The organism is Streptomyces sp. ADI96-02 (assembly GCF_003846185.1).
GTDB lineage: Bacteria > Actinomycetota > Actinomycetes > Streptomycetales > Streptomycetaceae > Streptomyces.
Map to the genome: position 1 here is coordinate 218,273 of NZ_ML123034.1, position 25,679 is coordinate 243,951.

The following is a 25,679-nucleotide window of genomic DNA, read 5'->3' on the forward strand; positions in this document are numbered from 1 at the left end:
CCGGGCCGGCGCGGAGCCGGTGAAGCGGGGCCGGGGCCCGTCGTGCGGACAGCGCGGCGGGCCCGTGCCGTGCGGCGGCGGTGCGCCGGGTCCCGCTCACCGGAGGTCCCGGGTCGCGCAGACCGGATGTTTCGTGAACGTAAGGAAATGCGCAGACGGTGGCGATAAGCCGGGTGCGATGTGCTCGGTACCAGGCGTCGCCACCGAGGTCCTCCTCGTCTTCCCGGCGGCGTCCTCGTTCCCTGTCCGGCCCCTGAGCCGCAGCAGCACCGGAGGTCCCCATGCGTGTGTCCGCCCGTACTTCGCGACAACGTCTCGCCACGAGCGTGCTGGCGGTGCTGCTCGCCGTCGGAACGGCGGCGTGCTCGGGGGAGGCCCCCGACAAGCCAGCCGCGGACGCGCCCGCGGCAGGCGACACGGCGGGCGGCACGGGCGGCGGGGATTCCACGCCGGACTCCGGACAGGACCCCGGTGTCGTCTACGCGGCGTGCATGCGGGACAACGGCGTCGAGGTCGACGACCCGAAGCCGGGCGAGCGGCCGCAGATTCCCGAGGGCACTCCGCCCCGGGTGCTGGACAAGCTGGAGAAGGTCTGCGGCGAGCTTCCCGGCAGCGGCGCGATGACGGGCGGGTTGAGTTCCGACGTTCTCAAGTCGCCCGAGGTCGAGGCGCTGCGGCTGACGTATCTGACGTGTATGCGCAAGAACGGCTACGAGCAGCCGGAGCCGGACGCGAACGGCAACGTGAGCATGCAGATCACGCCCGAGTACACGGCGGCCCAGAAGGCGTGCACGTCCGAGAACGACGCGCTCAGCAAGAAGATCAAGGAGCTCGCGAAGCAGGGCGGCGCCCAGTGAGAGAGGTCGTCGAACCGGTCGAGGGCGCCGAGGAGCACGGGGCGGGCGACGATCCCGCCGTCACCGTCGGCCGGACGCCCGGGGCCGACGGTTCGGGCGGGCGCGGACGCGGGCGGCGCGGTGGTGGCGGCAGGGGCCGTCGTGGGCTGTTGGTGGCCGTCGCCGTGGCCGTGGTGGCCGCCGCCGTCGGCGCGGGCCTGCTGTACGGGCGGACGGGGACGGAACGGGAGCCCGCCTCGGGCGAGCCGTTGCCGCCCGCCACGGAGAAGGCCGTGCGCGGGGACCTGGTCTCCGAGGTGCGGTCCTTCGGCACCCTGCAGTTCTCCGGCGACCGTCGTGTCACCAACCGGATCGCGGGGACCTTCACCTGGCTGCCCGCGGCGAGCAGCGTCGTCGAACGCGGCGAGCGGCTGTACGCGGTCGACGACCGGCCGGTGGTCCTCATGCGCGGCGACCTGCCCGCCTGGCGGGAGTTCAGGGCCAGGATGAAGGACGGCAAGGACGTCCGCATGCTGGAGGAGAACCTGGCGGCCCTCGGCTACACCGACTTCACCGTCGACGAGGAGTTCTCCCGGAAGACGGAGGCGGCGCTGAAGCGCTGGCAGAAGAACAACGGTCTGCCGCAGAGCGGAAAGCTCGAACTGGGCCGGGTCGTCTTCGCCCCCGGCGACCTGCGGATCAAGAAGTCCGCGGTGCGCGCGGGCGACGCGGCCGTGCCCGGCGGCGAGGTGCTGCGGGCCGGCGGCTCCCGGCAGCGGGTCAGCACCCAGGTGCCCCTGGAGGCGCAGGAACTCGCCCTCGAAGGCGCGTCGGTGGAGATCGAGCTGCCGGACGGCGACCGGACCGACGGGACCGTGGCCTCGGTCGGTCAGCAGCGGCTGAACGAACAGGGCAAGAAGGTCGTGCCCGTCACCGTGCGTCTCGACTCCCCCGGGGACGTCGGGAAGCTCCCGAGCGCCGACGTCACCGTGGTGCTGCGCAAGGTGGAGGCCAAGAACGTGTACTCGGTGCCGGTCACCGCCCTTCTGCCGCTGCCCGACGGCGGATTCGCGGTGCAGATCGTCGAGGGCGGCCAGGTCCGCCGGGTGAAGGTGAGGACCGGCGCGTTCGCCGACGGCAGGGCCGAGGTGAGCGGTCCGGGCATCACCGAGGGCGTACGGGTGGGGGTGCCGCGCCTGTGACCGCCACCGCTCCCGGCCCCGCGGCTCTGCCCCGCGGCCTCGCCGGCACGGCCGAGCCGGTGGTCCGGCTGACCGGCGTGGGCCGCTCCTACGGCGACGGGGAGCACCGGGTCCACGCGCTGCGGGACGTGACCGTCGACATCGGGCCGGGGGAACTCCTCGCCGTCGTCGGCCCCTCCGGATCCGGCAAATCGACGCTCCTGCATCTCGTCGGCACCCTGGACCGCCCCAGTCACGGACAGGTCCTCGTCGACGGGCACGACGTGGCCCGCCTCGACGACCGCGGCCTCTCCGCCCTGCGCGCCCACCGGATCGGCTTCGTCTTCCAGCACTTCCACCTCGCCGAGGGCACACGTGCGCTCGACAACGTCGCGGACGGGCTGCTGTACACCGGGATGCCCCGCAGGCGGCGGCGGGAGCGCGCCGAGGCGGCGCTGCGGCGGGTGGGCCTCGGCCACCGTCTGGGGCACCGCTCGCACCAGATGTCCGGCGGCGAGCGGCAGCGCGTCGCCATCGCCCGCGCCGTGGTGGGAGAGCCGGCTCTGCTGCTGGCCGACGAGCCGACCGGGGCGCTGGACACCCACGCGGGCGGGCTCGTCGTGGAGTTGCTGCGCGAGCTGCACCGCGACGGCACCACCGTCGTGATCATCACGCATGACAACGAGCTGGCCGCCGGCCTGCCGCGCCGGCTGCTCATGCGGGACGGCCGGCTCGTCGACGACATCGCCGCCGGACCGGCCGTGCGGCTCAGGAACGGGGACGCCACGTGAACCGCACCCATCCGCTCGCCTCGCGGCTGCGGTCCGGCGATCTGCTGCGGCTGGGCGCGACCGGGCTGCGTACGCGTCCGCTGCGCGCGGTGCTCTCCGCCGCGGGCATCGCCATCGGGATCGCCGCGATGATCGCCGTGCTCGGCATCTCCGCGTCCAGCCAGGCGCATCTCGACGCCGAACTGGAGAGGCTCGGCACCAACCTGCTGACCGTCGCCCCGGGCGAGGATCCCGATACCGGTGCTCCCGTCCCGCTGCCGACGACCACCGTGCGGACGGTCGCCCGCGCCGACGGCGTCGACTCCGTCAGCGCGACGGGCGAGATCACGGGCGTCGGGGCCTACCGCAACGCCCGGGTGCACCGGGCCGAGTCGAACGCCCTGTCCGTCCTCGCCGTCGAGGGGAACCTGCTGGCCACCCTGCGCGGCACCCTGGCCGCGGGCGGCTGGCTGGACCGGGCGCCGGCCGGCTACCCGACGACCGTGCTCGGCCACCGGGCCGCCCAGCGGCTCGGTGTGACGGGCGCGGGCGAGCAGGTGTGGCTCGGCGACCGCTACTTCACCGTGCTGGGCGTCGTCGCGCCGGTGCCGCTCGCGCCGGAGCTGGACACCGCGGTGCTGGTCAACCGGGCGGCGGCCGAGACGTACCTGGGCTTCGACGGGCGGCCCACCCTGGTGTACGAGCGGTCCGCCGACCACCTGGTGGAGAGCGTACGGGTGCTGCTGCCCCGGGCCGTCGACGCCGAGAATCCGCAGAACGTCGTCGTCAGCCGTCCGTCGGACGCGCTGAAGGCACGGCAGGCGGCCGAGGAGTCCTTCACCGGCCTGCTCGTGGGGCTCGGCGGGGTGGCGCTGTTCGTCGGCGGTATCGGGGTGGCCAACACCATGGTCATCACCGTCATCGAACGCCGCCGGGAGATCGGCCTGCGGCGCGCGCTGGGTGCGGCCCGCCGCCACATCACCCGCCAGTTCCTGGTGGAGGCCCTGCTGCTGTCCACGCTGGGCGGGCTGGCCGGAGCCGCGCTCGGGGCCGGTGTCACCGCCGGATACGCTCTCAGCCGGGGATGGCCGACCGCGATTCCCCTGGTGGCCCCGGTCGGCGGCGTCGCCGCGACGATGGTCATCGGCGCTCTCGCCGGGCTGTACCCCGCTCTGCGGGCCGCCCGCACACCGCCGACCGTGGCGCTGGCCGCGGCGTGAACGCGGAGCCGGCCGCTCCCCGCCGTCCGCGCGGCGGGAAGCGGCCGGCGTCCGGCCTGCGTCCGGCCTGCGGACGGTGCGGGCCCGATCGGCGGCGCTACGAGTCGGAGCGAGGAGAGGAACACATGCGGGTGCTGATCGTGGAGGACGAGCCGTACATGGCGGAGGCCCTGGTGGCGGGTCTGCGCCGAGAGGCCATGGCGGTCGACCTGGCGACCGACGGGGCGTCCGCGCTCGACCGGCTGAGCTGCCACGACTACGACGTGGTGGTCCTGGACCGGGATCTGCCGGACGTGCACGGCGACGAGGTGTGCCGCCGGCTGACGTCGGCGCGGAGTCCGGTGCGGATCCTGATGCTGACGGCCGCCGCGTCGCTGGACGACCGGGTGGGCGGGCTCCGGCTCGGCGCCGACGACTACCTGCCCAAGCCCTTCGAGTTCCCCGAGCTGGTGGCCCGGCTGCACGCGCTGCACCGCCGTGCGGGCACACCGCCGCCGCCCGTGCTGGACTGCGCCGACGTGCGCCTGGACCCGTTCCGGCGCGAGGCGTACCGGGACGGCAGATACCTGCGGCTGACCCGCAAGGAGTTCGCGGTGCTGCATCTGCTGATGGCGGCGCAGGGCGGGGTCGTCAGCGCGGAGACCCTGCTGGAGAAGGGCTGGGACGAGAACGCGGACCCGTTCACCAACGCGGTGCGCGTCACCGTCTCCAATCTGCGCCGCAAGCTCGGATCGCCTCCCCTGCTGCACACCATGACCGGCGTCGGCTACTACCTGGCCCCGGCACCGTGAGCGGCGCGGCCCGCCGCCGGGCCACCATCCGCACCCGGCTGACCCTCACCTACGCCGGGCTCTTCGCGGGCGCGGGAGCGGCCATGATCGGCCTCCTGTACGTCTTCATGAAGTACGTCCCGGTCTACGGCGAGACGCTGGAGGGGCCGGGGACGAAGAACGGCGAGCCGGTCCTGCGCCCCTCGTTCTCCGGCGCGATGGAGCCGGAGAGCCTCACGCTACGGCCCGACTGCTCCGCCCCGCCGGAGAGCGGCGGGTTCCTCGACGCGGCCGAGGGCGTCCTCCGCCGGCTCACGTCGTCCGGGGACACCGCCACGGCTGCCATGTGCACGTCCCCGACGGGCAGCGTGACGTCGTTCGAGGTCTCCACCAAGGAGGACTTCCTCCACGCCCTGCTGATGTTCAGCGCCGTGGCGCTCCTCGTGCTGCTGGTGATCGCGGTGATCCTCGGCTGGTTCGTGGCGGGGCGGATGCTGTCCCCGCTCCAGCGCATCACCACGACGGCCCGGGGCATAGCCGGGTCCACCCTCCACGAACGCATCGCGCTGGACGGGCCGAAGGACGAGATCAGGGAGCTGGCCGACACCTTCGACGCGATGCTGGAACGCCTGGACGGGGCGTTCCAGGCGCAGCGGCGGTTCGCGGCGAACGCCTCGCACGAGCTGCGTACGCCGCTGGCGGGCATGCGTACGGTGCTCCAGGTCGCGCTCGCCGCCCCGCAGGCGTACCGGCTGGAGGATCTGGGGCCAAAACTGCTCGCGCTGAACCGGCGCTCGACCGAGATCACCGAGGCTCTGCTGACGCTGGCGCGGGCGGAGCACGGCGCGGTGGCGCAGGAGGACGTCGAGCTGGACGCCGTGGCGCGGGACGTGTGCGCCCAAGCGGTGGCGCAGGCGGAGCGGGCGGAGGTCTCGCTCACGGTGTCGGGCCGGGCGGGCCGGCTGCGGGGCGATCCGGTCCTGCTGCGGCAGTTGGTCGTCAACCTGGTCGACAACGGGATCCGGCACAACCGTCCGGGCGGCACGGTCGCGGTGCGGGTGGCCGGGCGCGAGGGCGGCGGTGCGCTGCTGGTGGTGCGCAACAGCGGGCGCAGGCTGAGCCGGACGGACGTGGAGCGCGCCCTGGAGCCGTTCCACCGTCTCGACACCCGGCAGGCGGACCGGCCGGACCGCCCGGCCGGGCACGGTCTCGGGCTGGCGATCGTCGCTTCCATCGTGCGGGCCCACGGCGGCACGCTGCGCGCGGAGCCTCCCGCCGACGGCGGGCTGGAGATCGAGGTCGCGCTGCCCGGCGTCGTCGCCTGAGGGCCGGGGCCGGGACGGGAGAGGGCGCTGGCCGTCGGCCGCACGGACGGACGGCGTAAGGCCGTCCGGAACGCTCCGGACGGCCTCAGCAGGGACGTTTCACCCCTGCTGGAACAGTTCCGCGGGCAGCGGCTTGAGGAGGGTGTACAGGTCGTCGGTGATCGGCCGGTCCCAGCTGGCGATGGTCACGAGCACACCGTCGCTGCGGTCGAACTGGACGCAGGCGATCCGGCTCTCGGAGAGCTTGATCCGGCGCACGATCAGCAGGTTGTCCCCCTGCATCACCGGAAGGTCCTCGGAGCTGACGATCTCGACCGGCTCGTCGTTCTCCAGGGCGAGCAGCAGTTGCGCGACCTCGAAGGGGACCTGGCCCTCCTCGGTCTCCCGGGCGGGCGAACCGGCCGGGAGGTTGCCGATGATCATGGCCGGGCCGCGACCACCGTAGAGGTCGTAGCGGAGGAAGACGCCCTGGCAGCTGCCGTCGGGGGCGGGGAGCAGACCGGCGCCGAGGTTGCCGGGCCAGTCCCCCGGGTCCATGGCCAGGACGTCGAAGTCCGGGCCCGCGGGTGTTGCGGCGCTACGGCGGCGGAGGAAGGACATGCTGCCATGTTACGTGTCCCGGCTCACGTCGCGGAGCCGGGCCCGGGAGGAGCGGAGGGGCCGCGGGCCGCCGCCCGGACGGCCCGCGGCGTGCTCCGGGTCAGCCCGGCGGCGGCTCGGATCCGACGAGCCACATGGAGAAGAACTGCGCGCCGCCGCCGTAGGCGTGGCCGAGCGCTCTCGCCGCTCCGTCGACCTGGTGCTCCCCGGCCCGGCCCCGCACCTGGAGCGCGGCCTCGGCGAAGCGGATCATGCCGGACGCGCCGATGGGGTTGGTGGACAGCACGCCCCCGGAGGGGTTGACGGGCAGGTCGCCGTCGAGTTCGGTGACGCCCGCCTCGGTGAGCTTCCAGCCCTCGCCCTCGGCGGCGAACCCGAGGTTCTCCAGCCACATCGGTTCGTACCAGGAGAACGGCACGTACATCTCGACGGCGTCGATCTCGCGGCGCGGGTCGGTGATCCCGGCCTGGCGGTAGACGTCGGCGGCGCAGTCGCGGCCCGCGCGCGGGGAGACGAAGTCCTTGCCCGCGAAGAGCGTGGGTTCGCTGCGCATGGCTCCGCCGTGCACCCAGGCCGGCGGGTGGGGCGAGCGGGCCGCGCCCTCGCGTCCGGTCAGGACCATGGCGCAGGCGCCGTCGGAGGACGGGCAGGTCTCGGAGTAGCGGATCGGGTCCCAGAGCATGGGCGAGGACTGGACCTGCTCCAGGGTGATGCCGGTGTCGTGGATGTGGGCGTAGGGGTTCTTGAGGGCGTTGCGCCGGTCCTTGTAGGCGACGAGGGAGCCGACCGTGCCGGGTGCGCCGGTGCGGCGCATGTAGGCGCGCACGTGCGGGGCGAAGAAGCCGCCGGCCCCGGCCAGCAGCGGCTGCTGGAAGGGCACGGGCAGCGACAGGCCCCACATGGCGTTGGACTCGGACTGCTTTTCGAAGGCGAGGGTCAGGACGGTGCGGTGGACCCGGGCGGCGACCAGGCCCGCGGCGACGAGTGCCGTCGAGCCGCCGACCGATCCCGCGGTGTGGACGCGGAGCATGGGCTTGCCGACGGCGCCGAGCGCGTCGGCGAGGTACAGCTCCGGCATCATGACGCCCTCGAAGAAGTCGGGGGCCTTGCCGATGACGACGGCGTCGATGTCGCTCCAGGTCAGGCCGGCGTCCTCCAGGGCGCGGGCGGCGGCCTCGCGGACCAGTCCGGCGATCGAGACGTCGTGCCGGGCGGCGACGTGCTTGGTCTGGCCGATCCCGACGACGGCGACGGGCTCCTTAGGCATGAGCGCTCTCCCCTTCCAGGACGGCGACCAGGTTCTGTTGCAGGCAGGGGCCGGAGGTGGCGTGGGCGAGGGCCCGGTCGGACTCGCCGCGGTGGATACCGGCCGCGGCCTCGCCGAGGCGGATGAGGCCCGCCGCCATCACCGGGTTGGCGGCGAGCGCGCCTCCGGAGGGGTTGACGCGGGTCTCCTCGCCGAGGCTCAGGGACCGGCGCAGCACGACCTCCTGGGAGGTGAAGGGCGCGTGCAGCTCGGCGGTGTCCACGGGGCGTTCGAAGGCCCCGGCGTGCTGGGCGGCGAGCCGGGCGGAGGGCGAGTCGGTCAGGTCGCGGACGCCGGGGCCGTGGGCCTCGATGCGGTGGTCGATGCCCCGGATCCAGGCGGGCCGCCGGCACAGCGCCCGCGCGGTGTCGCCCGCGGCCAGGACGACGGCGGCGGCCCCGTCGCCGATGGGCGGGCAGTCGCCGGTGCGCAGCGGGTGCACGACGTAGTCGCCCGCGGGGACGTCTCCGGCGAGCTGGGCGTGCGGGTTGGTCGTGGCGGCGGCGCGGTTGCGGGCGGCGACCCGGGCGAGGGCGGGCTCGTCGGTGACGCCCGCGTCGATGAGCGCCTGCGTCTGGAGGGCGGCGAGGGCGACGGAGTCCGGCCAGAGCGGGGCCAGGTAGTACGGGTCGAGCTGGCGGGTCAGGACGTCGCGGAGCTCGCCGGGCGAGGACTTGCCGTACGCGTAGACGAGCGCGGTGTCCGCCTCGCCGGTCTGGATCTTCACCCATGCCTCGTACAGCGCCCAGGCGCCGTCCATCTCCACATGGGACTCGGAGATCGGCGGGTGCGCGCCGACGCCGTCGAGCGCCATGGTGAAGGAGAAGGGCCGTCCGGCGAGGTAGTCGGCGGAGCCGGAGCAGGTGAACCCGATCTCGTTCGCCTTCAGGCCGGTGGCGTCGAGGACCTGGTGCAGGACGGGCATCAGGAGGTCGACCTCGGAGAGTTCGTCGGTGCGCCGCCGGTGCGCGGTCTGGGCGAAGGCGACGATGGCCACGTCTCGCATCTACACCAGCTCCTTGTACGTGTCGTAGTCGGCGTCGGGCTCTCCGGTGGGGCGGTAGTGGTCGGGGTGGCGGGCCTCCTCGGTCCAGACGGGCTCGACGCGCAGGCCCATGCGGACCTGGTCGTAGGGGATGCCGGCGATCCGGCCGTGCAGGGCGAGGTCCGCCCCGTCGAGCGCGATGTGGGCGTAGACGTAGGGGACTTCGATGTCGAGGTTCTTCGCCTTGATGTTGACGATGCAGAAGGTGGTGACGGTCCCGCGCGGGCCGACCTCCACCTGCTCGTCGGTGGCGACGCCGCAGGTGGGGCAGGCGCCGCGCGGCGGGACGTAGACCTTGCGGCAGGCGGGGCAGCGTTCGCCGACGGTGCGGTGGCCTTCGAGGGCCTTGAGGTAGGCGCTCTGCGCGCGGCCGGTGGTGTGCACGTAGTCCAGGCGCGCCGGGGTGACGATGCCGGTGACGGGATCGGCGAACTCGCCGCTGTGCGGGAGCGGATGGGCCGTGGACGCCTCGCCGTCGTCGGGTTCGAAGCAGGCGATGTCGGTGATCGCGCCGGTCCGCCGGGCCGCCCAGCGGATCCGTACCCGCATTCCGGTGTGCACGGCTTCGGGGCCGGGGGCGTCGAGGGCGTGCAGCAGGGCGGTGTCGGCGCCGTCCGGCCTGACGAGCACCCAGGCGAAGGGGGTGTCCAGCGGCTGGCCGCGGCGCGGGGCCGGGTTCCAGGCCCAGGTGGTCACGGTGCCGGCGGGGGCCACCTCGACGAGGTCGCGGATCTCGCGGGCGGTGACGGGGTCGTATTCGACGGGCGGCACCAGGATCCGGCCGTCGTCCGTGCGGACGCCGAGCACGGTGCGTTCGCGCAGTCCGGTGAGGAAGGCGCTCTGCACGGGGCCGAGGGAGCGGGTGAAGGGGAACTCGACCACCAGCGGGGCGCTGAGGACGTCGGACATGGGTGTCTCCTTGGCTCAGGCCCGGCGGAAGACGGGCGGGCGCTTCTCGGCGAAGGCGCGGGAGCCCTCCTTGGCGTCCTCGGTGGCGAAGACGGGCCAGCCGCGCTTGAGTTCGGCGGCCAGGGCCTCGCTCTCGGTCAGTTCGGCCCCTTCGTAGACGGACGCCTTGACGGCCTCCACGGCGAGCGGCCCGCAGGCGTTGATCCGCTCGGCGACGGCCAGCGCCTCCGCCAGGGCCGCGCCGTCGGGCACGACCCGGCCGACGAGCCCGATGCGGGCGGCTTCCTCGGCGGTGTACGGGCGTCCGGTGAGGAGCATTTCGAGGGCGTGGGTGCGGGGTATCTGGCGGGGCAGCCGGGCGGTGGAGCCGCCGAGGGGAAAGAGTCCCCGGGCCACCTCGAAGAGCCCGAAGGTGGCTCCCGCCGCGGCGACGCGGATGTCGGTGCCCTGGAGGATCTCGGTGCCGCCCGCGACGCACGGGCCCTCCACCGCGGCGATGACGGGCTTGCGCGGGCGGTGGTGGCGCAGCATCGCCTTCCAGTGCAGGTCCGGGTCGGCCGTCAGCCTCGCCCGGTACTCCTCGCCCTCCCCGCCGCCGGCCGCCAGGGCCTTGAGGTCCATCCCGGCGCAGAAGGCGCCGCCCGCCCCGGTCAGGACGACGGAGCGGACCGTGTCGTCCGCGTCGGCCGCGAGCCAGCCGTCGTACAGCCCGACGAGCATCGGCAGCGAGAGCGCGTTCCTGGCCTGTGGCCTGTTCAAGGTGAGCACCAGCGTGGCGCCCTCGCGCCGCACGGTGAGGTGTTCCGTACCGCCCATGACCGACTCCTGTCTCCAGACCTGGAACAGGTTGCAGTAGGCGGGGGCGCAGTTCAATAGTTTTCTGACACCTAGTCAGATTCTTTCGGCTTCCCCTCTTCCCACTTGTGCCGCCCGGCGCTCTAATGACGCCCGGACCGCCAGCCATCCGGGGTCAGGAGGAACGGTGGAGTACAACCTTGCCGACCTGTTCGAGTCGGTCGTCGACGCGGTGCCGGAGCGGGAGGCACTTCTGTACGTCGACCATCCCGGCACCGGGGCGGAGCGGCGGCTCAGCTACGCGCGGCTGGACGCCGCGGCCAACCGCATCGCCCACCACCTCCTCGACGCCGGCCTGCGTCCGGGCGAGCACCTGGGCCTGCACCTCTACAACGGCGTCGAATACCTCCAGAGCGTCCTGGGCGCGCTGAAGGCGCGGCTCGTCCCGGTCAACGTCAACTACCGGTATGTGGAAGAGGAGTTGGTCTACCTCTACCGCGACGCGGACCTGGCGGCGCTGGTCTTCGACGGCGAGTTCGACGAACGGGTGGCGGCGGCGGCCCCGCAGGCTCCCGCCCTGCGCCACCTGCTGCGGGTGGGCGGCTCCCCGGCGGCCCGCCCGCCCCTCACGGCGGTGCCCTTCGGCGAGGCGGAGGCGGCGGGCTCGCCCGCGCGCGGTTTCGCACCGCGTTCGGGGGACGACCAGTTCATCATCTACACCGGCGGCACGACGGGCATGCCGAAGGGCGTGATGTGGCGCCAGGAGGACCTGTTCTTCTCCGGCCTCGGCGGGGGCGCGCCGACGGGCGAACCGGTGAAGGCCCCCGAGGAGCTGGCGGAACGCGTCGCGGCGGGCGGCGCGGGCATCACGTTCTTCCCGACGCCGCCGCTGATGCACGGCACCTCCACCCTGACGGCCTTCATCGGCTTCAACTTCGGCCAACGCGTCGTCATCCACCGCAAGTTCGTGCCCGCCGAGGTGCTGCGGACGATCGAGAGGGAGAAGGTCACCAGCGTGTCGCTGGTCGGCGACGCGATGCTGCGCCCGCTGATCGAGTGCCTGAAGGGTCCGCTGCGCTCGACGGACTGCTCGTCGCTGTTCTCGGTGTCCAGCTCCGGGGCGATCATGTCGGACTCGGTCCGGGCGGAGTTCCAGGCGCTCGTGCCGAACGTGACGCTGCTGAACAACTTCGGTTCGTCCGAATCGGGCTTCAACGGCACCGCGACCGCCGACTCGGGACCCGAGCGCGGGTTCCGGCTCCGGGTCAACGCCCGTACGGCCGTGGTCGATCCGGCGACGTACGAGCCGGTGGCACCGGGCGAGCCCGGCCGGATCGCGCAGCGCGGCCATGTGCCGCTCGGCTACTACAACGACGCGGCCAAGACCGAGGCCACCTTCTTCCGCAAGGGCGAGGAGCGGTGGGTGCTGCTCGGAGACATGGCGACGGTGGACGCCGACGGCATCGTCACCGTGCTCGGCCGGGGCTCGCAGTGCATCAACACCGGTGGCGAGAAGGTCTATCCGGAGGAGGTCGAGCAGGCGCTGAAGGCCCACCCGGACGTCTACGACGCGCTCGTCGCGGGCGTCCCCGACGAGCGGTGGGGCAACCGGGTCGCCGCCGTCCTCCAATTACGCGAGGGAGCACCGGAGTTGGACCTGTCGGCGGTGCAGGCGCACTGCCGGGCCCGGCTCGCCGGATACAAGATCCCCCGGGCCCTGGTGCTCACCGAGCGCATCCAGCGCTCGCCGAGCGGCAAGGCGGACTACCGGTGGGCGAAGACGGTCGCCGCCGGCGCGACCGACGGCTGAGCCGCGCCGGCGGCCCGCCCGGCCGGCCCGTCAGCGCTGGTCGGCCCGTCAGCGCTGGTCGGCGCCGGCGAGGAAGTCCGTCACGGCGGCGGTGAACGCTCCGGGGTCGTCGAGCCACGGAAAGTGCCCGGCTCCGGGCTGGACGGCGCACCGGCCGTGCGGCAGCAGCGCTGCCAGCTCGGCGGCCCGCTCCGGTCGCGGGTGGCCGTCCAGCTCCCCGGCCAGGACCAGCGCCGGAGCGGCCAGCCCGCGCAGGGCGGCGACGGTGGCGGCGGGATCGGGCGACCAGTCGGCGTAGCGTGCGCGGGCCCGCGGGTTGACCTGCTCCGCAGAGGCGGCGGCGTGCGCGCGGGCCGCGTCGTCCCAGCGGCCGTAGGTCAGCGGCCGGACGGCGGGCCAGAGCTCCGCGAACGGGCCGCCGGCGAACAACGCCTCCTGTGCGGCCCGCGCCTCCCGGTACCAGGGCTCCCCGCTGCGCAGTTCCGCCGCCGCGCGCAGGTCCTGCTCGGTGGCCTCGACGCCGACGGCCCGGCCGCCGGGCGTGACGAGGGTGAGCGTACGCACCCGCTCGGGGCGGCGGGCGGCGTAGAGCAGGGCGAGGTCCGCGGCGGCCGAGTGCGCCAGCAGGTCGATCCGGTCCCGGCCGAGGTGGGCGCGGAGCGCCTCCACGTCGTCGACGAGACGGTCGCAGGCGTACGTCGCGGGGTCCGCGGGCGCCCCGGAGCCCCCGGTGCCCCGCAGGTCGAGCAGGACGAGCCGCCGCCGGGCCGAGAGCCCGCCGAGATCTCCCAGGTACGCGCTCGCCCGCATCGGCCCGCCGGGCAGGCAGATCAGCGGCTCCCCCTCCCCCTCCCCCACCAGGCGGTAGGCGAGCGGTGTCGTGTCGTACGCGGAGAACATCGGCATGACCGCCATCCAAACAGAGAGCCGCGGGCCGCCCGCCGCCGCCCTCCCCGGCGGCCCGCCGGATCAAGGAACGCTCACCCCCCTTGCCAGCACCCCGGCATCCCTGCGTTACTGCTCCCAGGAAGATCGACCGAATGATCGGTCGTCTGTTTCGGGAGAGGAAGGACCGAATGACGGCGATGCTGGACGCTGCGGAACGACTCGGGCGGGACGAGCTGGAAGCTCTCCAGCTGGAACGGCTCCGGGCCACACTGCACCACGCGTACGAGAACGTGCCCTTCTACCGGACGGCCTTCGACAGCGCCGGGCTGCGGCCCGAGGACTGCCGCACACTCGCCGATCTGGCGCGCTTCCCCTTCACGGCCAAGGCCGACCTGCGCGACAACTACCCGTTCGGGATGTTCGCCGTGCCGGAGCGCGACGTACGGCGGATCCACGCCTCCAGCGGCACGACCGGCCGGCCGACCGTCGTCGGGTACACCGAACGGGACCTGGACGTCTGGGCCGACGTGGTCGCCCGGTCGATCCGCGCCGCCGGCGGGCGGCCCGGCGACAAGGTGCACGTGAGCTACGGATACGGCCTGTTCACCGGCGGGCTCGGCGCGCACTACGGAGCGGAGCGTCTCGGCTGCACGGTCATCCCGGCCTCCGGCGGCATGACGTCCCGGCAGGTGCGGCTCATCCAGGACTTCCGCCCCGAGATCATCATGATCACGCCCTCGTACATGCTGACGCTCCTCGACGAGTTCGAGCGGCAGGGCGTGGACCCGCGCTCGACCTCGCTCAAGGTCGGCATCTTCGGCGCGGAGCCGTGGACCGAGGAGATGCGCCGGGAGATCGAGGAGCGCTTCGCCATCGACGCCGTGGACATCTACGGACTGTCGGAGGTGATGGGCCCCGGCGTGGCCCAGGAGTGCGTCGAGACGAAGGACGGGCTGCACATCTGGGAGGACCACTTCTACCCGGAGATCGTCGATCCGTTCACCGGGGAGGTGCTGCCCGACGGCGAGGAGGGCGAGCTGGTCTTCACCTCGCTGACGAAGGAGGCCATGCCCGTGGTCCGCTACCGCACCCGGGACCTGACGCGGTTGCTCCCGGGCACGGCGCGGGTGTTCCGCCGGATGGAGAAGATCACCGGGCGCAGCGACGACCTGGTGATCCTGCGCGGCGTGAACCTCTTCCCCACGCAGATCGAGGAGATCGTCCTGCGCACGCCCGCCGTCGCCCCGCACTTCCAGCTCGTCCTCACCCGGCAGGGGCGGATGGACGCGCTGACGGTCCGCGCGGAGGCGCGGCCCGACGCCACGGCCGCCGAGCGCGAGAAGGCGGTCCTGGCGATCACGGCGGCGGTGAAGGACGAGGTGGGCGTGTCCGTCGGCGTCGAGATCGTCGACCCGGAGTCGCTGGAGCGCTCGGTGGGCAAGATCCGGCGGATCGTGGACCTGCGGGACGCCACCGCCTGACGCCGGTGGGCGCCGCCGGCCGGAGGCGATCCGGCCAGGCGCTCACCCGCGCCGGGGCGCGCGGGCGTCGCGCACGTCGAATCCGAAGACGTCCCTCGCCGCGCACCGGCGGAACGCCTCGGTCCCCGGCCGGTCGCCCGCCAGCCGCCAGTCGGCGCGGGCGTCGTAGTCGAACCAGCTGAATCCGACGATGTCCGGGGAGGCCGTCACGCCGTCGCACAGCTCCTTCACGTGCCCGGCCCGGCGATCGCCGGGCATGGAAGCCGTCTCCAGGATGACCATCGGCTTGCGGGTGAAGGGCCGCAGCTCGTCCAGCGTCGGCCCGAACAGCCCCTGGAAAGTGTGCGGGTCCCAGTCGGTGAAGTACCCGACGATTCCCACCCAGTCGACCTGGTCGTCTCCGGGGTAGAAGGGCTTCAGGGCGATCCGCGCCCGGTCGACCGGGCGGACGATGTTCGGCGACCAGGTCCAGATCACGTTGGTGGCGCCGACCTCGTCGAAGATCGCGCGCAGGCGCTTCCACGCGGCGACGTACTCCCGGGGCGTGGCGAACTTTGTGCCCCACTCCTCCCAGTCGCCGTTCATCTCGTCGGCGAAGCTGATCGCGATGGGGAGGTTCAGCCGGCGCACGGACTCGGCGTACTTCCTGACGTAGTCGTCCGTGCGTCCGGCCGCGACGGCGGCGAGCGTGGTCCCCCGCGGCTCCCAGGAGACGATGGTCAGCGCGCCCTCCCGCCACGCGTTGCGCACACCCGTGGCGTCGAAGCCGTGTCCCCAGCCGGCGTAGTAGACGACGAGGTTGGGCTGCTTGCCCACCATCCGGCCGAAATCCCTGACCGGCTCCATGGAGTTCGGCGCCTGCGGCCGGGAGACGCCGAGGTACTTCTTCGCCGGGCGGAGCAGGTGCCGTACGTCGTAGGGCGCGTCGGCGGCCGGAGCGGCGGCGGTCGCGGCCGGCCGCGGGGCCGGGGCGGCGTCGGGCGTCCGGGCCGCCGCGGGCCCGGCGCAGAGCGGTCCGAGGACGGCGAGGGCGAGCGACGCCACGAGGGCGGAACGTCGGAGAACGGACATCACAGGGCTCCCATCACACGCGGTTGTACCAGCAGGCGTCCGACGATCGACGCGTAGAAGATCCCGGAGATCAGCAGCAGGAAGAAGTCGGCGGGGTCCATGGTGAGCGAACGCCAGGCAGCCGCCCCGACCCAGAGCAGGCTGGTGGCCAGCCCCCACAGCAGCAGCCAGGCGTGGCGTCCCCGGCCGCGCCGTCCGCGCACGGCGGCGGAGCCGGTGGCCTGCCAGCCCAGGGAGCGGCCCCGCACGGCGTCCCAGACGGCGAAGACGTGCGCCCATCCGTACATCAGGCGCACGGCCCACGCCTCCGTGCGGTAGGAGACCCGGTGCCACAGCGGGAACACGATCGTGGCGTGCACCAGAGCCGGCAGCACCAGCCAGAGGTTCTCGAACCGCATCTTGTCCGGGAACGCCAGGAGCAGGGTGATGGGGACCAGCGGCGCGACGAAGGTGAAGAGCGCGGTGTGCAGGTAGTAGAGGAAGCCGGAGAGGTAGCACAGCCGGGTGGCGGGTCGCATTCCGGCCTGCCAGAACTTGGCGCTGGCCAGCAGGCTCATCGAGCCGGAGCACCAGCGGTACTGCTGGCTGTGGAACGCCGCCGCGTTGTCCGGGCACACCCCGGTCGCCAGCGCGATCGGCACGTAGCGCAGATCCCAGCCGAGGCGCCGGAGGTCGAATCCGGTGTGAACGTCCTCGGAGTGCTCGATGAGGGTGGTGCCGCCGTTCTCCTGGAGCGCCGAGCGCCGGTAGACCGCGCAGCTTCCGACGCAGATCGCCCCGTCCAGGCTCTGCCGGGAGACCTGCACGACCCGGTAGAACAGCTCTTGGACCGCCCCCGCCCCGCGCTCGATCCAGTTCTGCGTCCGCAGCACCCGGAAGTACTGCGGGGACTGGACGACGGCCAGCCGCTCGTTCGCGTCGAGGTAGGGAAGCAGCTCGTGGAGCATGTCCGGACGCGGGGCGAAGTCGGCGTCGAGGATCAGGATGTACGTGCCCGACGTCCGCTCGAAGCCGAAGTGGAGGTTGCCCGCCTTCTTGAACCAGCCGCGATTGGCCCGGCTGTCGTACCGGAACCCGAAGTCCTCGGCCATCGCGCGGAGTTCGGGATCGGCCGAGTCGTCCAGGACGAAGGGCCGGCACTCGCCGGGATAGCGGTCGGCGAGCGCCCGGACATGGGTCCAGGTGTTGCGCAGGACCTCGACGGGCTCTCCGCACACCGGCAGGAAGACGTCGACGGAGGGAGGGTTCGCGGGCTGCCAGGCCGCCACCAGCGCCCGGTGCGCGTCGACGTCGAAGTCGCGGGTGAAGACGTTCACGCGCAACGACATCACGTAGTAGATCAGGGTGAACGCCAGGAACGGGGCGAGCAGCCACAGCAGCGGGCTGGAGAGGGTCATACCGACCTGACTCACTGTCAGGCAGCCGACTCCGACGATCGAGCTGCCGACGAGCACCGGCAGTCTGCGCCGGACGTAGCCGTACTTCTCCGTGTCCGACGGCGGCAGCGGGAGTACCGCGGTCGGCGCGGCGGCGGCCCGGGGGCGGTGTTCGACGGCCCGGTCGGTGCCGATCGTGGTCATGCCGTCCTCCCGGGGCGTCTGCGCCGAGGGGCGCGGCCGAGGGGCGCGATCGGCGCGTCGTGCCGGATCGGAAGGAGGGTACGGCGGTCCATGCGTGCTCCGGGGGTGTCGGTGCCGCGGACGGCCGTCCGCGCACTGAGTGTCACCACCTTTGAGCAGATTTTCCGCTGACCGGACCGTGACATCACCTGACCGGACCGTGACGTCACCTGAGAGGCACAGTGGAATCACACGCGGAAGCCAGGGGGCGGCCTGCGGCGGCCCGGTGCCGTGCCCGCCCGGCCCGCGCGTCAGGCGAACCGGTCGCGCAGTCGCCGCTTGAGGATCTTGCCGCTGGCGTTGCGCGGGAGGGCGTCCACGAACAGGACGCGCTTGGGCGCCTTGAAGTGCGGCAGCCTCTCGCGGGCGTGGTCGATCAGCTCGGTCTCGCTCGCCTCGGCGCGCAGGACCACGACGGCGGTGACGGCCTCGATCCAGCGTTCGTCGGGCAGGCCGACGACGGCCGCCTCGGCGACGGCCGGATGGGTGTGGAGCGCGTCCTCGACCTGGCGGGAGGCGACGAGGACGCCGCCGGAGTTGATGACGTCCTTGACCCGGTCGACAACCGTGAGGAAGCCCTCGCCGTCCCGGACGGCCAGGTCGCCGGAGTGGAACCAGCCGTCGCGGAACGCCTCGGCGGTCTCCTCGGGCTTGTCCCAGTAGCCGGAGCAGAGCTGCGGCGAGCGGTAGACGATCTCGCCCGGCGTGCCGTCCGGGACCTCCTGGCCCCTCTCGTCGACCACGCGGGCCTCGACGAAGAGGACCGGCCGCCCGCAGGACTCCATCCGGCCCTCGTGCTCGTCGGGGCCGAGGACGGTGGCCAGTGGACCGATCTCGCTCTGCCCGAAGCAGTTGTGGAAGGCCAGGCCGGGCAGGCGCTCGCGCAGGCGCTCCAGGACCGGTACGGGCATGACCGACGCCCCGTAGTACGCCTTGCGCAAACCGCTGAGGTCGCGGACGGCGAAGTCCGGGTGGTTGGACAGGCCGATCCAGACGGTGGGCGGGGCGAACAGGCTGTCGGCTCTCCCCGCCTCGACCAGATCGAAGATCCGCCCGGCGTCCGGCGCGTCCAGGATGGTGCTGTCCGCGCCGACCGCCAGGTACGGCAGCAGGAACACGTGCATCTGGGCGGAGTGGTAGAGCGGCAGCGAGTGGACGGGCCGGTCGGCGGCTGCCAGGCCGAGGGCGGTGATCGCGCTGACGTACGCGTGGACCAGCGCGCCGTGCGTCATCATCGCGCCCTTGGGCAGCGCGGTGGTGCCGGAGGTGTAGAGCAGCTGCACCAGGTCCTCGGCGCGGACGGCGCGCTCGGGGGTGAAGGGCCGGGGCGGCGCCAGGGCGTCGAGGAGCGATCCGGGGGCGTCGCGCAGCGCGCGCACCGGGCGTCCGCCCGGCACCCGGTCGGCCAGGTCCGGGTCGGTGAGGACGAGTGCGGAGCCGGACTGGTCGAGGAGGTGGGCGAGGTCGTCGCCGGTGAGGTTCTGGTTGACCGGTACGTGGACGAGACCGGCCCGCGCGCAGGCCAGGAAGGCGATCAGGTACACGTCCGAGTTGTGCGCGTAGGACGCCACCCTGTCGCCCGGGCGCAGCATGTGCTCGCCGGTCAGTACGGCGGCGGCGGTGGACACCGCCTCGTCCAGGGCCCGGTAGGTCCAGGTCCGCTCCCCGTACCGGACGGCGGTCCGCTCGGGGCCGCGCCGGGCGCTGCGGGTGAGGACGCCGTCGACTGTGCTGCTGCGTACACCGGTCATGGCGTGATCCTGTGCGGCGGCGCGCGGCCGGTCAAGAGGCGGAGCGGTCGGGTCGTCGTACGTGCCGGCGGGCCTGCCCACGGGCCGTGCCGCGTCCGCGAGAGGGTGCGCAGGGTGCGCCTCTCCCGCGGACGCGGGGCCCGCTCCACAGGCCCCGCACAGCCCCGCAGCTCTACAGGGGCCGTTCGCGGCCTTCCCAGTACGGCTCGCGCAGCCGGCGCTTGTAGAGCTTGCCGTTGGGGTCGCGGGGCATCGCGGCGACGAAGTCGACGCTCCGGGGGCGCTTGTACCCGGCGAGCCGCTCCGCGCAGTGGGCGAGGATGTGCTCGGCGAGCGCGTCGCCGGGCTGGTGGCCCTCGGCCGGTTCGACGACGGCCTTGACCTCCTCGCCCCGGTCGGCGTGCGGGATGCCGAAGGCGGCGGCGTCCGCGACGGCCGGGTGGGTGAGCAGGACGGACTCGATCTCGGCGGGGTAGATGTTGACGCCGCCGGAGATGATCATGTCGATCTTGCGGTCGCGGAGGAAGAGGTAGCCGTCCTCGTCCAGGACGCCGAGGTCGCCGACGGTGAAGAAGTCGCCGATGCGGTTGGTGCGGGTCTTGGCCTCGTCCTTGTGGTAGCTGAAGCCGCCGGTGCTCATCTTCATGTAGACGGTGCCCAGTTCGCCCGCGGCCAGCCGGTTTCCGTCGTCGTCGAAGACGGCCAGCTCGCTGATCGGCCAGGCCCGGCCGACGGTTCCGGGCTTCTTCAGCCAGTCCTCGGCGGTGGCGAACGCCCCGCCGCCCTCGCTGGCCGCGTAGTACTCCTCCACGCAGCTCCCCCACCAGTCGATCATGGCCCGTTTGACGTGGTCGGGGCAGGGCGCGGCGCCGTGGATGGCGTGCCGCATGGACGAGACGTCGTAGCGGGCCCTCACCTCGTCGGGCAGCGCGAGCAGCCGGTGGAACTGGGTCGGCACCATGTGGGTGTGGGTACACCGGTGGGCGTCGATGAGGCGGAGCATCTCCTCGGGGGCCCAGCCGTCCATCAGGACGAGCGGATGGCCGATGTGCAGGGCCGCGCCCGCGAACTGGAGCACGGCGGTGTGGTAGAGCGGCGAGCAGACCAGGTGGACGTTGCCGTCGAACGGCTTGATGCCGAAGATGCCGAGGAAGCCGCCGAGGTAGGTCTCCTCCGGGAGCTTCCCGGGCAGCGGTCTGCGGATGCCGCGCGGACGGCCGGTGGTGCCGGAGGTGTAGTTCATGACCCAGCCGAGCGTGCGGTCCTCGGGCGGGGTGCCCGGATGCCCGTCGAGCAGTTCGGCGTAGGGGCGGCTGCCGGCGACCTCGCCGACGGCGTAGCGGTGGGTGGCGGGCAGACCGGCCTCGTCGGCGGCGGTGGTCGCGGCGGCGCCGAAGCGTTCGTGGCAGATCAGCACGCGCGCTCCGGAGTCGGAGACGATCCAGGCGATCTCGGGGCTCATGAGGTGGTGGTTGACCGGCACCAGGTAGAAACCGGCCTGGGAGGCGGCGAGGTGGGCGGTGAGGAGTTCGACGCCGTTGGGCAGCACGACGGCGAAGGCGTCACCGCGGCGCAGACCCGCCGCGCGCAGGCCGTGGACCATGCGGTTGGCGTCGGCGTGCAGCCGTCCCGCCGTCCACGGCCGCCCGCCGGGGTCGATGAGGACGGTGCGGTCGGGGTCGGCGGTGGCCTGGGCCCAGAAGCCGTTGGGCGGCTGGTTCACGGGGCGCTCCTTCCGGCGATGCGGTTGATGCGGGTGACGGCGCGCTCGAAGCCGCGGGTCAGGTCGTCGACGACCGCGCGTACGCTGCGTTCGGAGGTCATCCGGCCGACGATCTGCCCGACGGGTGTGCCGAGCAGCGCCCCGACCTCGTACTTCTGGATCCGTGAGACGGCGTCGGCGACGAGCAGGCCCTGGAGCGGCATGGGCAGGGTGCCGGGGGCGGCCGGGTCGTCCCAGGCGTCGGTCCACTCGGTACGGAGCTGGCGTGCGGGCTTGCCGGTGAGGGCGCGGGAGCGGACGGTGTCGCCGGAGCCGGCGGCGAGGAGTTTGCGGGTGAGGGCCGGGGAGTGCAGGTCGGCCTCCTCGGTGGTGAGCCAGAGGGAGCCGAGCCAGACGCCCTGGGCGCCCAGGGCGAGTCCGGCGGCGACCTGCTCCCCGCTGCCGATGCCGCCGGCCGCCAGGACGGGCAGCGGCGCGACGGCCTCGACGACCTCGGGGACGAGCACCATGGAGCCGATCTCGCCGGTGTGGCCGCCCGCCTCGTACCCCTGGGCGACGACGACGTCGATGCCCGCCGCGGCGTGCCGCCGCGCGTGCTCGGCGCTGCCCGCGAGAGCCGCGACGAGGACTCCGCGGTCGTGGGCGCGGGCCACGATGTCGGCGGGCGGGGAGCCGAGGGCGTTGGCGAGGAGCTTGATCGGGTGCTCGAAGGCGACGTCGAGCTGGTTGCGGGCGACCTCCTCCATCCAGCCGGTGATGCGCCAGCCGGACGCCTCTCCCTCGGCGAGTTCCGGCACGCCGTACCGGGCCAGGACGTCCTGGACGAAGCCCCGGTGCGCCGCGGGGATCATCGCCTCGACGTCCGCCTCGGTGACGCCTTCGACCTTTCTGGCCGGCATGACGACGTCCAGCCCGAAGGGCTTGCCCCCGGCGTGTCTCTCCAGCAGGTCGAGATCGCGTGCCAGCTCGTCGGGCGCGGTGTAGCGCACGGCCCCGAGCACGCCGAAACCGCCGGCTCTGCTGATGGCCGCGGCGACCGCGGGGAACGGTGTGAAGCCGAAGAGGGCGTGTTCGATCCCCAGTTGTTGGCTCAGCTCGGTCTCCATGGGCGGCAGGATGCCGCAGCCGGACGACCGAGGGAAGAGATTTTCTGATGCAGTGTCAGATTCTTTGCGGTGTCGTACGCGTACGGGACCGCGTTGAGTGAAAGTAATCTCTGCGGCGGTGGGAGCTTCCACGCCGAGAGCTGTCGAGGGCTGGAGTTGCGGATGACCGGGAACGCGACGGGGAGTGGCATCGGCCGCCGCGGGGTGGGCGGCGGGATACTGGCGCTGGGCGGTGCGCTCGCCCTGGGGCCGGTCCCGTTCGCGGGGGCGGCCGGCCGGGGCGCCGGGCCGGAGGCGACGGACGCGGGAGAGGGCATGGGATCAGGCGGGCCCCGGCCCACGCTGCGGCGGGGCGACGCGGCGCGCGCCGGTCTGCTGCGGGAGCCGCTGGACCGGCTCGTACGCGAGGCGGAGTCCTTCCTGGCCGACTCCCCGAAGCACCCCTGGTACGCGGGCGCGGTCCTGCTCGCCGGACGCGGCGGCACGGTGGCGCTGCACCGGCCGATCGGCATGGCGGTGCGCTACGCCGCGTACGACGAGGCGACGGACACCGGGGTGGAGTTCCCGGCCGACCGGCAGATCCCGATGGCCGAGGACACCGTCTTCGACCTGGCCTCCGTCTCCAAGCTGTTCACCTCGCTCCTGGCGGTGCAGCAGATCGAGCGGGGCGAACTGGAGCTGGAGGCCGCCGTCGCCTCGTACCTGCCGGACTTCGCGGGCGGCGGCAAGCAGGACGTCACGATCCGTCAGCTGCTCACGCACACCTCGGGGTTCCGGTCCTGGATCCCGCTCTACCGGGAGCCCACGCGGGAGGGCCGGCTCCGGATGCTCTGGAACGAGGTGCCGGCGAGCCCGCCCGGCACCGCGTACCTGTACTCCGACCTCAACCTGATCTCGCTGCAACTGGTCCTGGAGCGCGTCACCGGCAGCACGCTGGACGTCCTGCTCCGCGAGGAGATCACCGCTCCGCTCGGGATGCACCGCACCCGCTACAACCCGCCGGCCTCGTGGCGGCCGAAGATCGCGGCCACCGAGGACGCCCGGCTGCCGTGGTCCGGGCTGGAACGCGGACTGGTGTGGGGCGAGGTGCACGACGAGAACGCGTACGCGATGGGCGGGGTGGCGGGCCACGCGGGGGTGTTCTCCTGCGCGTGGGACCTGGCCGTGCTCGCCCGGACCCTGCTCAACGGCGGTGTCTACGGGCGCTCCCGCATCCTGTCGGCCGCGTCGGTCGAGCTGATGTTCACCGACTTCAACACCGCGTTCCCGGGCGACGAGCACGGCCTGGGCTTCGAGCTGTACCAGCACTGGTACATGGGGGCGATGGCCACTCCGCGGACGGCGGGCCACACGGGGTTCACCGGCACCAGCCTGGTGCTCGACCCGTCGACCGACACCTTCCTCGTCGTACTCGGCAACTCGGTGCACCCGGTGCGCGGCTGGCGCTCGGGCAGCGCGCCCCGGGTGGCGGCGGCCGATCAACTGGCGCGGGCCGTCGCGGTCCGGCCGCTGCGGGGGCGCGGCGCGTGGTTCTCCGGTACGGCGAGCGCGTCGAGCACCACGCTGAGGCTGCCCGCGCTGCGCGTCGGCTCCGCGCGCGCCCGGCTGGACTGCGCGCTGTGGTGGGACACCGAGCCCGGTGCGGACCGGCTCGTCCTGGAGGCGTCCTCGGCCGGCGGGGCGTGGCAGCCCGTGCCGTTCACCACGGTGCGCACCGGCCCCGACCGCACGGCCGAACCGCAGCCGCACCCGACGGGTTCGGTCTCCGGCTGGTCGGGCCGGGTCTGGCACCGGCTGGAGGCGGACCTGTCGGCCTGGCGCGGCCGGGACGTCGAGCTGCGGTGGCGGTGCACCACGGACCGGCTGTACACGGGACGCGGGGTGTACGTCGACGACCTGCGGGTGCGGGACGGCGGCCGGACGCTCTTCGACGCGTCCCGGCCACGGGACGCCGGACGGATCGAGGCGGTGGGCTGGGCGCTGTCGGCCGACTGAACCGCGGTCCGTCCGGTCCGCTCCCGCCCGGCAGCCGGGCGGGAGTGGACCGAACGGGCGAAGTCCTGTCACCGCACGGAGCCCCGCCCCGTGCCCGGGGGCGTTTCACGCGCCGAAGCTGTCGTCTACTGGCGGCACGTGCCTCCGCTCCCGTCTCCCGCTCCTCTCGCTCGGCGGCGACGGCTGCGGCTGCGGCTGCGGCTGCGGCTGAACAGGAGCGCGCTGTCCGCCCCTGCCCGTCCCGTCCGTCACCGCCCGTCCCGCCCGTCATCGATCCAGGGAGTCCGCCCCATGAGCCAACTCACCCGCGCGGTTCGCCCGTGAACGGGCGACGCCCCGCGAGACGCGGGGTCCTGTACGCGACGGCCGCGGGAGTGGCGGCGGTCGCGGTCGGCGCGCCGAACGCGCGGGCGGCGCAGGGCACCGGATCCGCCGGCCCGCTCTGGACGGCCTCCTGGGCCACGGCGCAGACCGCCCCGACCGCCTCCGACCGGGTGGCCGCCGCCGGTCTCACCGACGGGGTGTGCACCTCGTTCCTGCGGCTGTCGGCCGGCGGCCGGGTCCGGCTGCGCTACGCGAACGCCTTCGGAACCGCGCCCGTCCTGGTCGGTCCGGTGACCGCGGACGGCCGGCCGGTGACCTTCGCCGGGCGCGACCAGGAGTGGCTGGCCGCGGGGGCCACTCTGACGAGCGACGCCGTGGAGGGGCTGCGGGTGGCGGACGGGGCGCGGCTGAGCGTCCGGACGCGGCTGCCCGGTCCGACCGGACCGCTCTCCTTCCACCGCAACACCCACGCCTGGCACACGGTCGACGGGGTGCGCACCCGCTCCGTCCTCCTGCTGACCGGGGTGGAGACCACCGGAGCGCGGGGCCCGGTGCTCGCCGTGCTGGGAGACTCCATCGCGGAGGGCGTCGGGACGCCGGACGACGCCGACATGCGCTGGCCGGACCAGTTGGCCCGGCGGCTCGGCGGCTCGGCCGTGGCCAACCTCGGGATCAGCGGCAACCGGCTGCTCCGCGACGACCCGCGGTTCGGCCCGAGCGGCCAGGCCCGTTTCGACCGCGACGTGCTCGGGCTGCCGGGGCTGCGGACGGCGCTCGTGCACCTGGGAGTCAACGACCTCCAGCACCCGCCCGGCCAGAGCGAACCCGCGCCGGTCCTGGCCGGCTACCGGCAGCTGGCGCTGCGCGCCCGGGGCGCGGGGCTGCGGGTCGTGGGCGCCACGATCACCCCGTTCGAGGGCTGGACCCGCTGGTCGCCGGAGCTGGACTCGGTGCGGCGGCGGATCAACCGCGCCGTGCTCACCGGCGGGATCTTCGACGCGGTGGCCGACTTCGACGCGGCCCTGCGCGATCCGGGCCGCCCCTCGCGGATGCTGCCCGCGTACGACAGCGGCGACGGTCTGCACCCCGGCCCTTCGGGTCACAAAGCGCTCGCCGACGCGGTCGACCGCCGGCGCCTTCTGTGAAGCGCCGCG

At 73.5% G+C, this 25,679-nt stretch carries 20 protein-coding genes and 1 pseudogene; 10 read left to right on the plus strand and 11 right to left on the minus strand.

Going from position 1 to position 25,679, the window contains the following annotated elements; genetic code table 11:
* Positions 1 to 281: 281 nt before the first annotated feature.
* From EES43_RS00930 to EES43_RS00955, 6 genes are all read left to right on the plus strand, one after another.
* A complete protein-coding gene (locus EES43_RS00930; protein ID WP_206429974.1) occupies positions 282 to 857 on the plus strand; it encodes a hypothetical protein in 576 nt (191 codons plus the stop codon).
* Positions 854 to 2,038 (plus strand): peptidoglycan-binding protein, encoded by a 1,185-nt coding sequence (locus EES43_RS00935; protein WP_124266858.1) that lies wholly within the window; start codon positions 854 to 856, stop codon positions 2,036 to 2,038. Before EES43_RS00930 ends, EES43_RS00935 begins: the two co-directional genes overlap by 4 nt.
* A gap of 59 nt (positions 2,039 to 2,097) precedes the next feature.
* Positions 2,098 to 2,808, plus strand: a complete 711-nt coding sequence (locus tag EES43_RS00940) for an ABC transporter ATP-binding protein (protein WP_206430155.1) — start codon at positions 2,098 to 2,100, stop codon at positions 2,806 to 2,808.
* On the plus strand, positions 2,805 to 4,007 hold the full coding sequence (locus EES43_RS00945) for an ABC transporter permease (RefSeq protein ID WP_124266860.1): 1,203 nt from the start codon (positions 2,805 to 2,807) through the stop codon (positions 4,005 to 4,007). Before EES43_RS00940 ends, EES43_RS00945 begins: the two co-directional genes overlap by 4 nt.
* A gap of 125 nt (positions 4,008 to 4,132) precedes the next feature.
* Positions 4,133 to 4,798 (plus strand): response regulator transcription factor, encoded by a 666-nt coding sequence (locus EES43_RS00950; protein WP_124266861.1) that lies wholly within the window; start codon positions 4,133 to 4,135, stop codon positions 4,796 to 4,798.
* A complete protein-coding gene (locus EES43_RS00955) occupies positions 4,795 to 6,102 on the plus strand; it encodes a sensor histidine kinase (RefSeq protein ID WP_124266862.1) in 1,308 nt (435 codons plus the stop codon). The genes EES43_RS00950 and EES43_RS00955 overlap by 4 nt, the downstream gene beginning before the upstream one ends.
* 99 nt (positions 6,103 to 6,201) lie before the next feature.
* On the opposite strand, the gene EES43_RS00960 is transcribed toward EES43_RS00955, so the two are convergent.
* The 5 genes from EES43_RS00960 to EES43_RS00980 form a co-directional block, all read right to left on the minus strand.
* Positions 6,202 to 6,702 (minus strand): hypothetical protein, encoded by a 501-nt coding sequence (locus tag EES43_RS00960; protein WP_124266863.1) that lies wholly within the window; start codon positions 6,700 to 6,702, stop codon positions 6,202 to 6,204.
* Between the two features lie 100 nt (positions 6,703 to 6,802).
* Positions 6,803 to 7,969: a thiolase domain-containing protein gene (locus EES43_RS00965; RefSeq protein ID WP_124266864.1), complete on the minus strand. Its 1,167-nt coding sequence runs from the start codon at positions 7,967 to 7,969 to the stop codon at positions 6,803 to 6,805.
* Complete coding sequence (locus EES43_RS00970) at positions 7,962 to 9,014, minus strand: thiolase domain-containing protein (RefSeq protein ID WP_124266865.1); 1,053 nt, start codon at positions 9,012 to 9,014, stop codon at positions 7,962 to 7,964. Before EES43_RS00970 ends, EES43_RS00965 begins: the two co-directional genes overlap by 8 nt.
* Positions 9,015 to 9,962, minus strand: coding sequence for a Zn-ribbon domain-containing OB-fold protein (locus EES43_RS00975; protein ID WP_124266866.1), 948 nt, complete (start codon positions 9,960 to 9,962; stop codon positions 9,015 to 9,017). It lies immediately after the preceding gene.
* Positions 9,963 to 9,977: 15 nt separating this feature from the next.
* Complete coding sequence (locus EES43_RS00980) at positions 9,978 to 10,778, minus strand: crotonase/enoyl-CoA hydratase family protein (protein WP_124266867.1); 801 nt, start codon at positions 10,776 to 10,778, stop codon at positions 9,978 to 9,980.
* Positions 10,779 to 10,944: 166 nt separating this feature from the next.
* Between EES43_RS00980 and EES43_RS00985 the strand changes: the two genes are divergently transcribed.
* Entirely contained in the window at positions 10,945 to 12,567 is a 1,623-nt protein-coding gene (locus EES43_RS00985) for an acyl-CoA synthetase (protein ID WP_124266868.1), read from the plus strand.
* Between the two features lie 93 nt (positions 12,568 to 12,660).
* Here EES43_RS00985 and EES43_RS00990 read toward each other — a convergent pair.
* Positions 12,661 to 13,473 (minus strand): annotated as a pseudogene (locus tag EES43_RS00990) (alpha/beta hydrolase); the annotation flags it as partial.
* Between the two features lie 170 nt (positions 13,474 to 13,643).
* On the opposite strand from EES43_RS00990, the gene paaK reads away from it, so the two are divergent.
* Entirely contained in the window at positions 13,644 to 14,936 is a 1,293-nt protein-coding gene (gene paaK / locus EES43_RS00995) for a phenylacetate--CoA ligase PaaK (protein ID WP_124266870.1), read from the plus strand.
* Positions 14,937 to 14,978: 42 nt separating this feature from the next.
* On the opposite strand, the gene EES43_RS01000 is transcribed toward paaK, so the two are convergent.
* The 5 genes from EES43_RS01000 to EES43_RS01020 form a co-directional block, all read right to left on the minus strand.
* Positions 14,979 to 16,007 (minus strand): glycoside hydrolase family 26 protein, encoded by a 1,029-nt coding sequence (locus tag EES43_RS01000; protein WP_124266871.1) that lies wholly within the window; start codon positions 16,005 to 16,007, stop codon positions 14,979 to 14,981.
* The gene (locus tag EES43_RS01005; RefSeq protein WP_124266872.1) at positions 16,007 to 17,587 is read right to left on the minus strand and encodes a glycosyltransferase family 2 protein; all 1,581 of its coding nucleotides are present in this window, start codon (positions 17,585 to 17,587) and stop codon (positions 16,007 to 16,009) included. The genes EES43_RS01000 and EES43_RS01005 overlap by 1 nt, the downstream gene beginning before the upstream one ends.
* 290 nt (positions 17,588 to 17,877) lie before the next feature.
* On the minus strand, positions 17,878 to 19,377 hold the full coding sequence (locus tag EES43_RS01010) for an acyl-CoA synthetase (RefSeq protein ID WP_124266873.1): 1,500 nt from the start codon (positions 19,375 to 19,377) through the stop codon (positions 17,878 to 17,880).
* Between the two features lie 172 nt (positions 19,378 to 19,549).
* Positions 19,550 to 21,100: an acyl-CoA synthetase gene (locus EES43_RS01015; RefSeq protein WP_124266874.1), complete on the minus strand. Its 1,551-nt coding sequence runs from the start codon at positions 21,098 to 21,100 to the stop codon at positions 19,550 to 19,552.
* Complete coding sequence (locus tag EES43_RS01020) at positions 21,097 to 22,206, minus strand: NAD(P)H-dependent flavin oxidoreductase (RefSeq protein WP_124266875.1); 1,110 nt, start codon at positions 22,204 to 22,206, stop codon at positions 21,097 to 21,099. Before EES43_RS01020 ends, EES43_RS01015 begins: the two co-directional genes overlap by 4 nt.
* 162 nt (positions 22,207 to 22,368) lie before the next feature.
* On the opposite strand from EES43_RS01020, the gene EES43_RS01025 reads away from it, so the two are divergent.
* Positions 22,369 to 24,201, plus strand: a complete 1,833-nt coding sequence (locus EES43_RS01025) for a serine hydrolase domain-containing protein (protein ID WP_124266876.1) — start codon at positions 22,369 to 22,371, stop codon at positions 24,199 to 24,201.
* A gap of 320 nt (positions 24,202 to 24,521) precedes the next feature.
* Positions 24,522 to 25,670: an SGNH/GDSL hydrolase family protein gene (locus tag EES43_RS01030; protein WP_124266877.1), complete on the plus strand. Its 1,149-nt coding sequence runs from the start codon at positions 24,522 to 24,524 to the stop codon at positions 25,668 to 25,670.
* The last annotated feature ends 9 nt before the right edge of the window (positions 25,671 to 25,679 follow it).

What these genes read in the sequence shown, in the direction of transcription:
- EES43_RS01005 (WP_124266872.1), bottom strand. Translation starts at nt 17,587, where the DNA reads ATGACCACGATCGGCACCGACCGGGCCGTCGAACACCGCCCCCGGGCC.
- EES43_RS01025 (WP_124266876.1), top strand. Translation starts at nt 22,369, where the DNA reads ATGACCGGGAACGCGACGGGGAGTGGCATCGGCCGCCGCGGGGTGGGC.
- paaK (WP_124266870.1), top strand. Translation starts at nt 13,644, where the DNA reads ATGACGGCGATGCTGGACGCTGCGGAACGACTCGGGCGGGACGAGCTG.
- EES43_RS00930 (WP_206429974.1), top strand. Translation starts at nt 282, where the DNA reads ATGCGTGTGTCCGCCCGTACTTCGCGACAACGTCTCGCCACGAGCGTG.
- EES43_RS01000 (WP_124266871.1), bottom strand. Translation starts at nt 16,007, where the DNA reads ATGTCCGTTCTCCGACGTTCCGCCCTCGTGGCGTCGCTCGCCCTCGCC.
- EES43_RS00980 (WP_124266867.1), bottom strand. Translation starts at nt 10,778, where the DNA reads ATGGGCGGTACGGAACACCTCACCGTGCGGCGCGAGGGCGCCACGCTG.
- EES43_RS00960 (WP_124266863.1), bottom strand. Translation starts at nt 6,702, where the DNA reads ATGTCCTTCCTCCGCCGCCGTAGCGCCGCAACACCCGCGGGCCCGGAC.
- EES43_RS01020 (WP_124266875.1), bottom strand. Translation starts at nt 22,206, where the DNA reads ATGGAGACCGAGCTGAGCCAACAACTGGGGATCGAACACGCCCTCTTC.
- EES43_RS00965 (WP_124266864.1), bottom strand. Translation starts at nt 7,969, where the DNA reads ATGCCTAAGGAGCCCGTCGCCGTCGTCGGGATCGGCCAGACCAAGCAC.
- EES43_RS00970 (WP_124266865.1), bottom strand. Translation starts at nt 9,014, where the DNA reads ATGCGAGACGTGGCCATCGTCGCCTTCGCCCAGACCGCGCACCGGCGG.
- EES43_RS00950 (WP_124266861.1), top strand. Translation starts at nt 4,133, where the DNA reads ATGCGGGTGCTGATCGTGGAGGACGAGCCGTACATGGCGGAGGCCCTG.
- EES43_RS01010 (WP_124266873.1), bottom strand. Translation starts at nt 19,377, where the DNA reads ATGACCGGTGTACGCAGCAGCACAGTCGACGGCGTCCTCACCCGCAGC.
- EES43_RS00975 (WP_124266866.1), bottom strand. Translation starts at nt 9,962, where the DNA reads ATGTCCGACGTCCTCAGCGCCCCGCTGGTGGTCGAGTTCCCCTTCACC.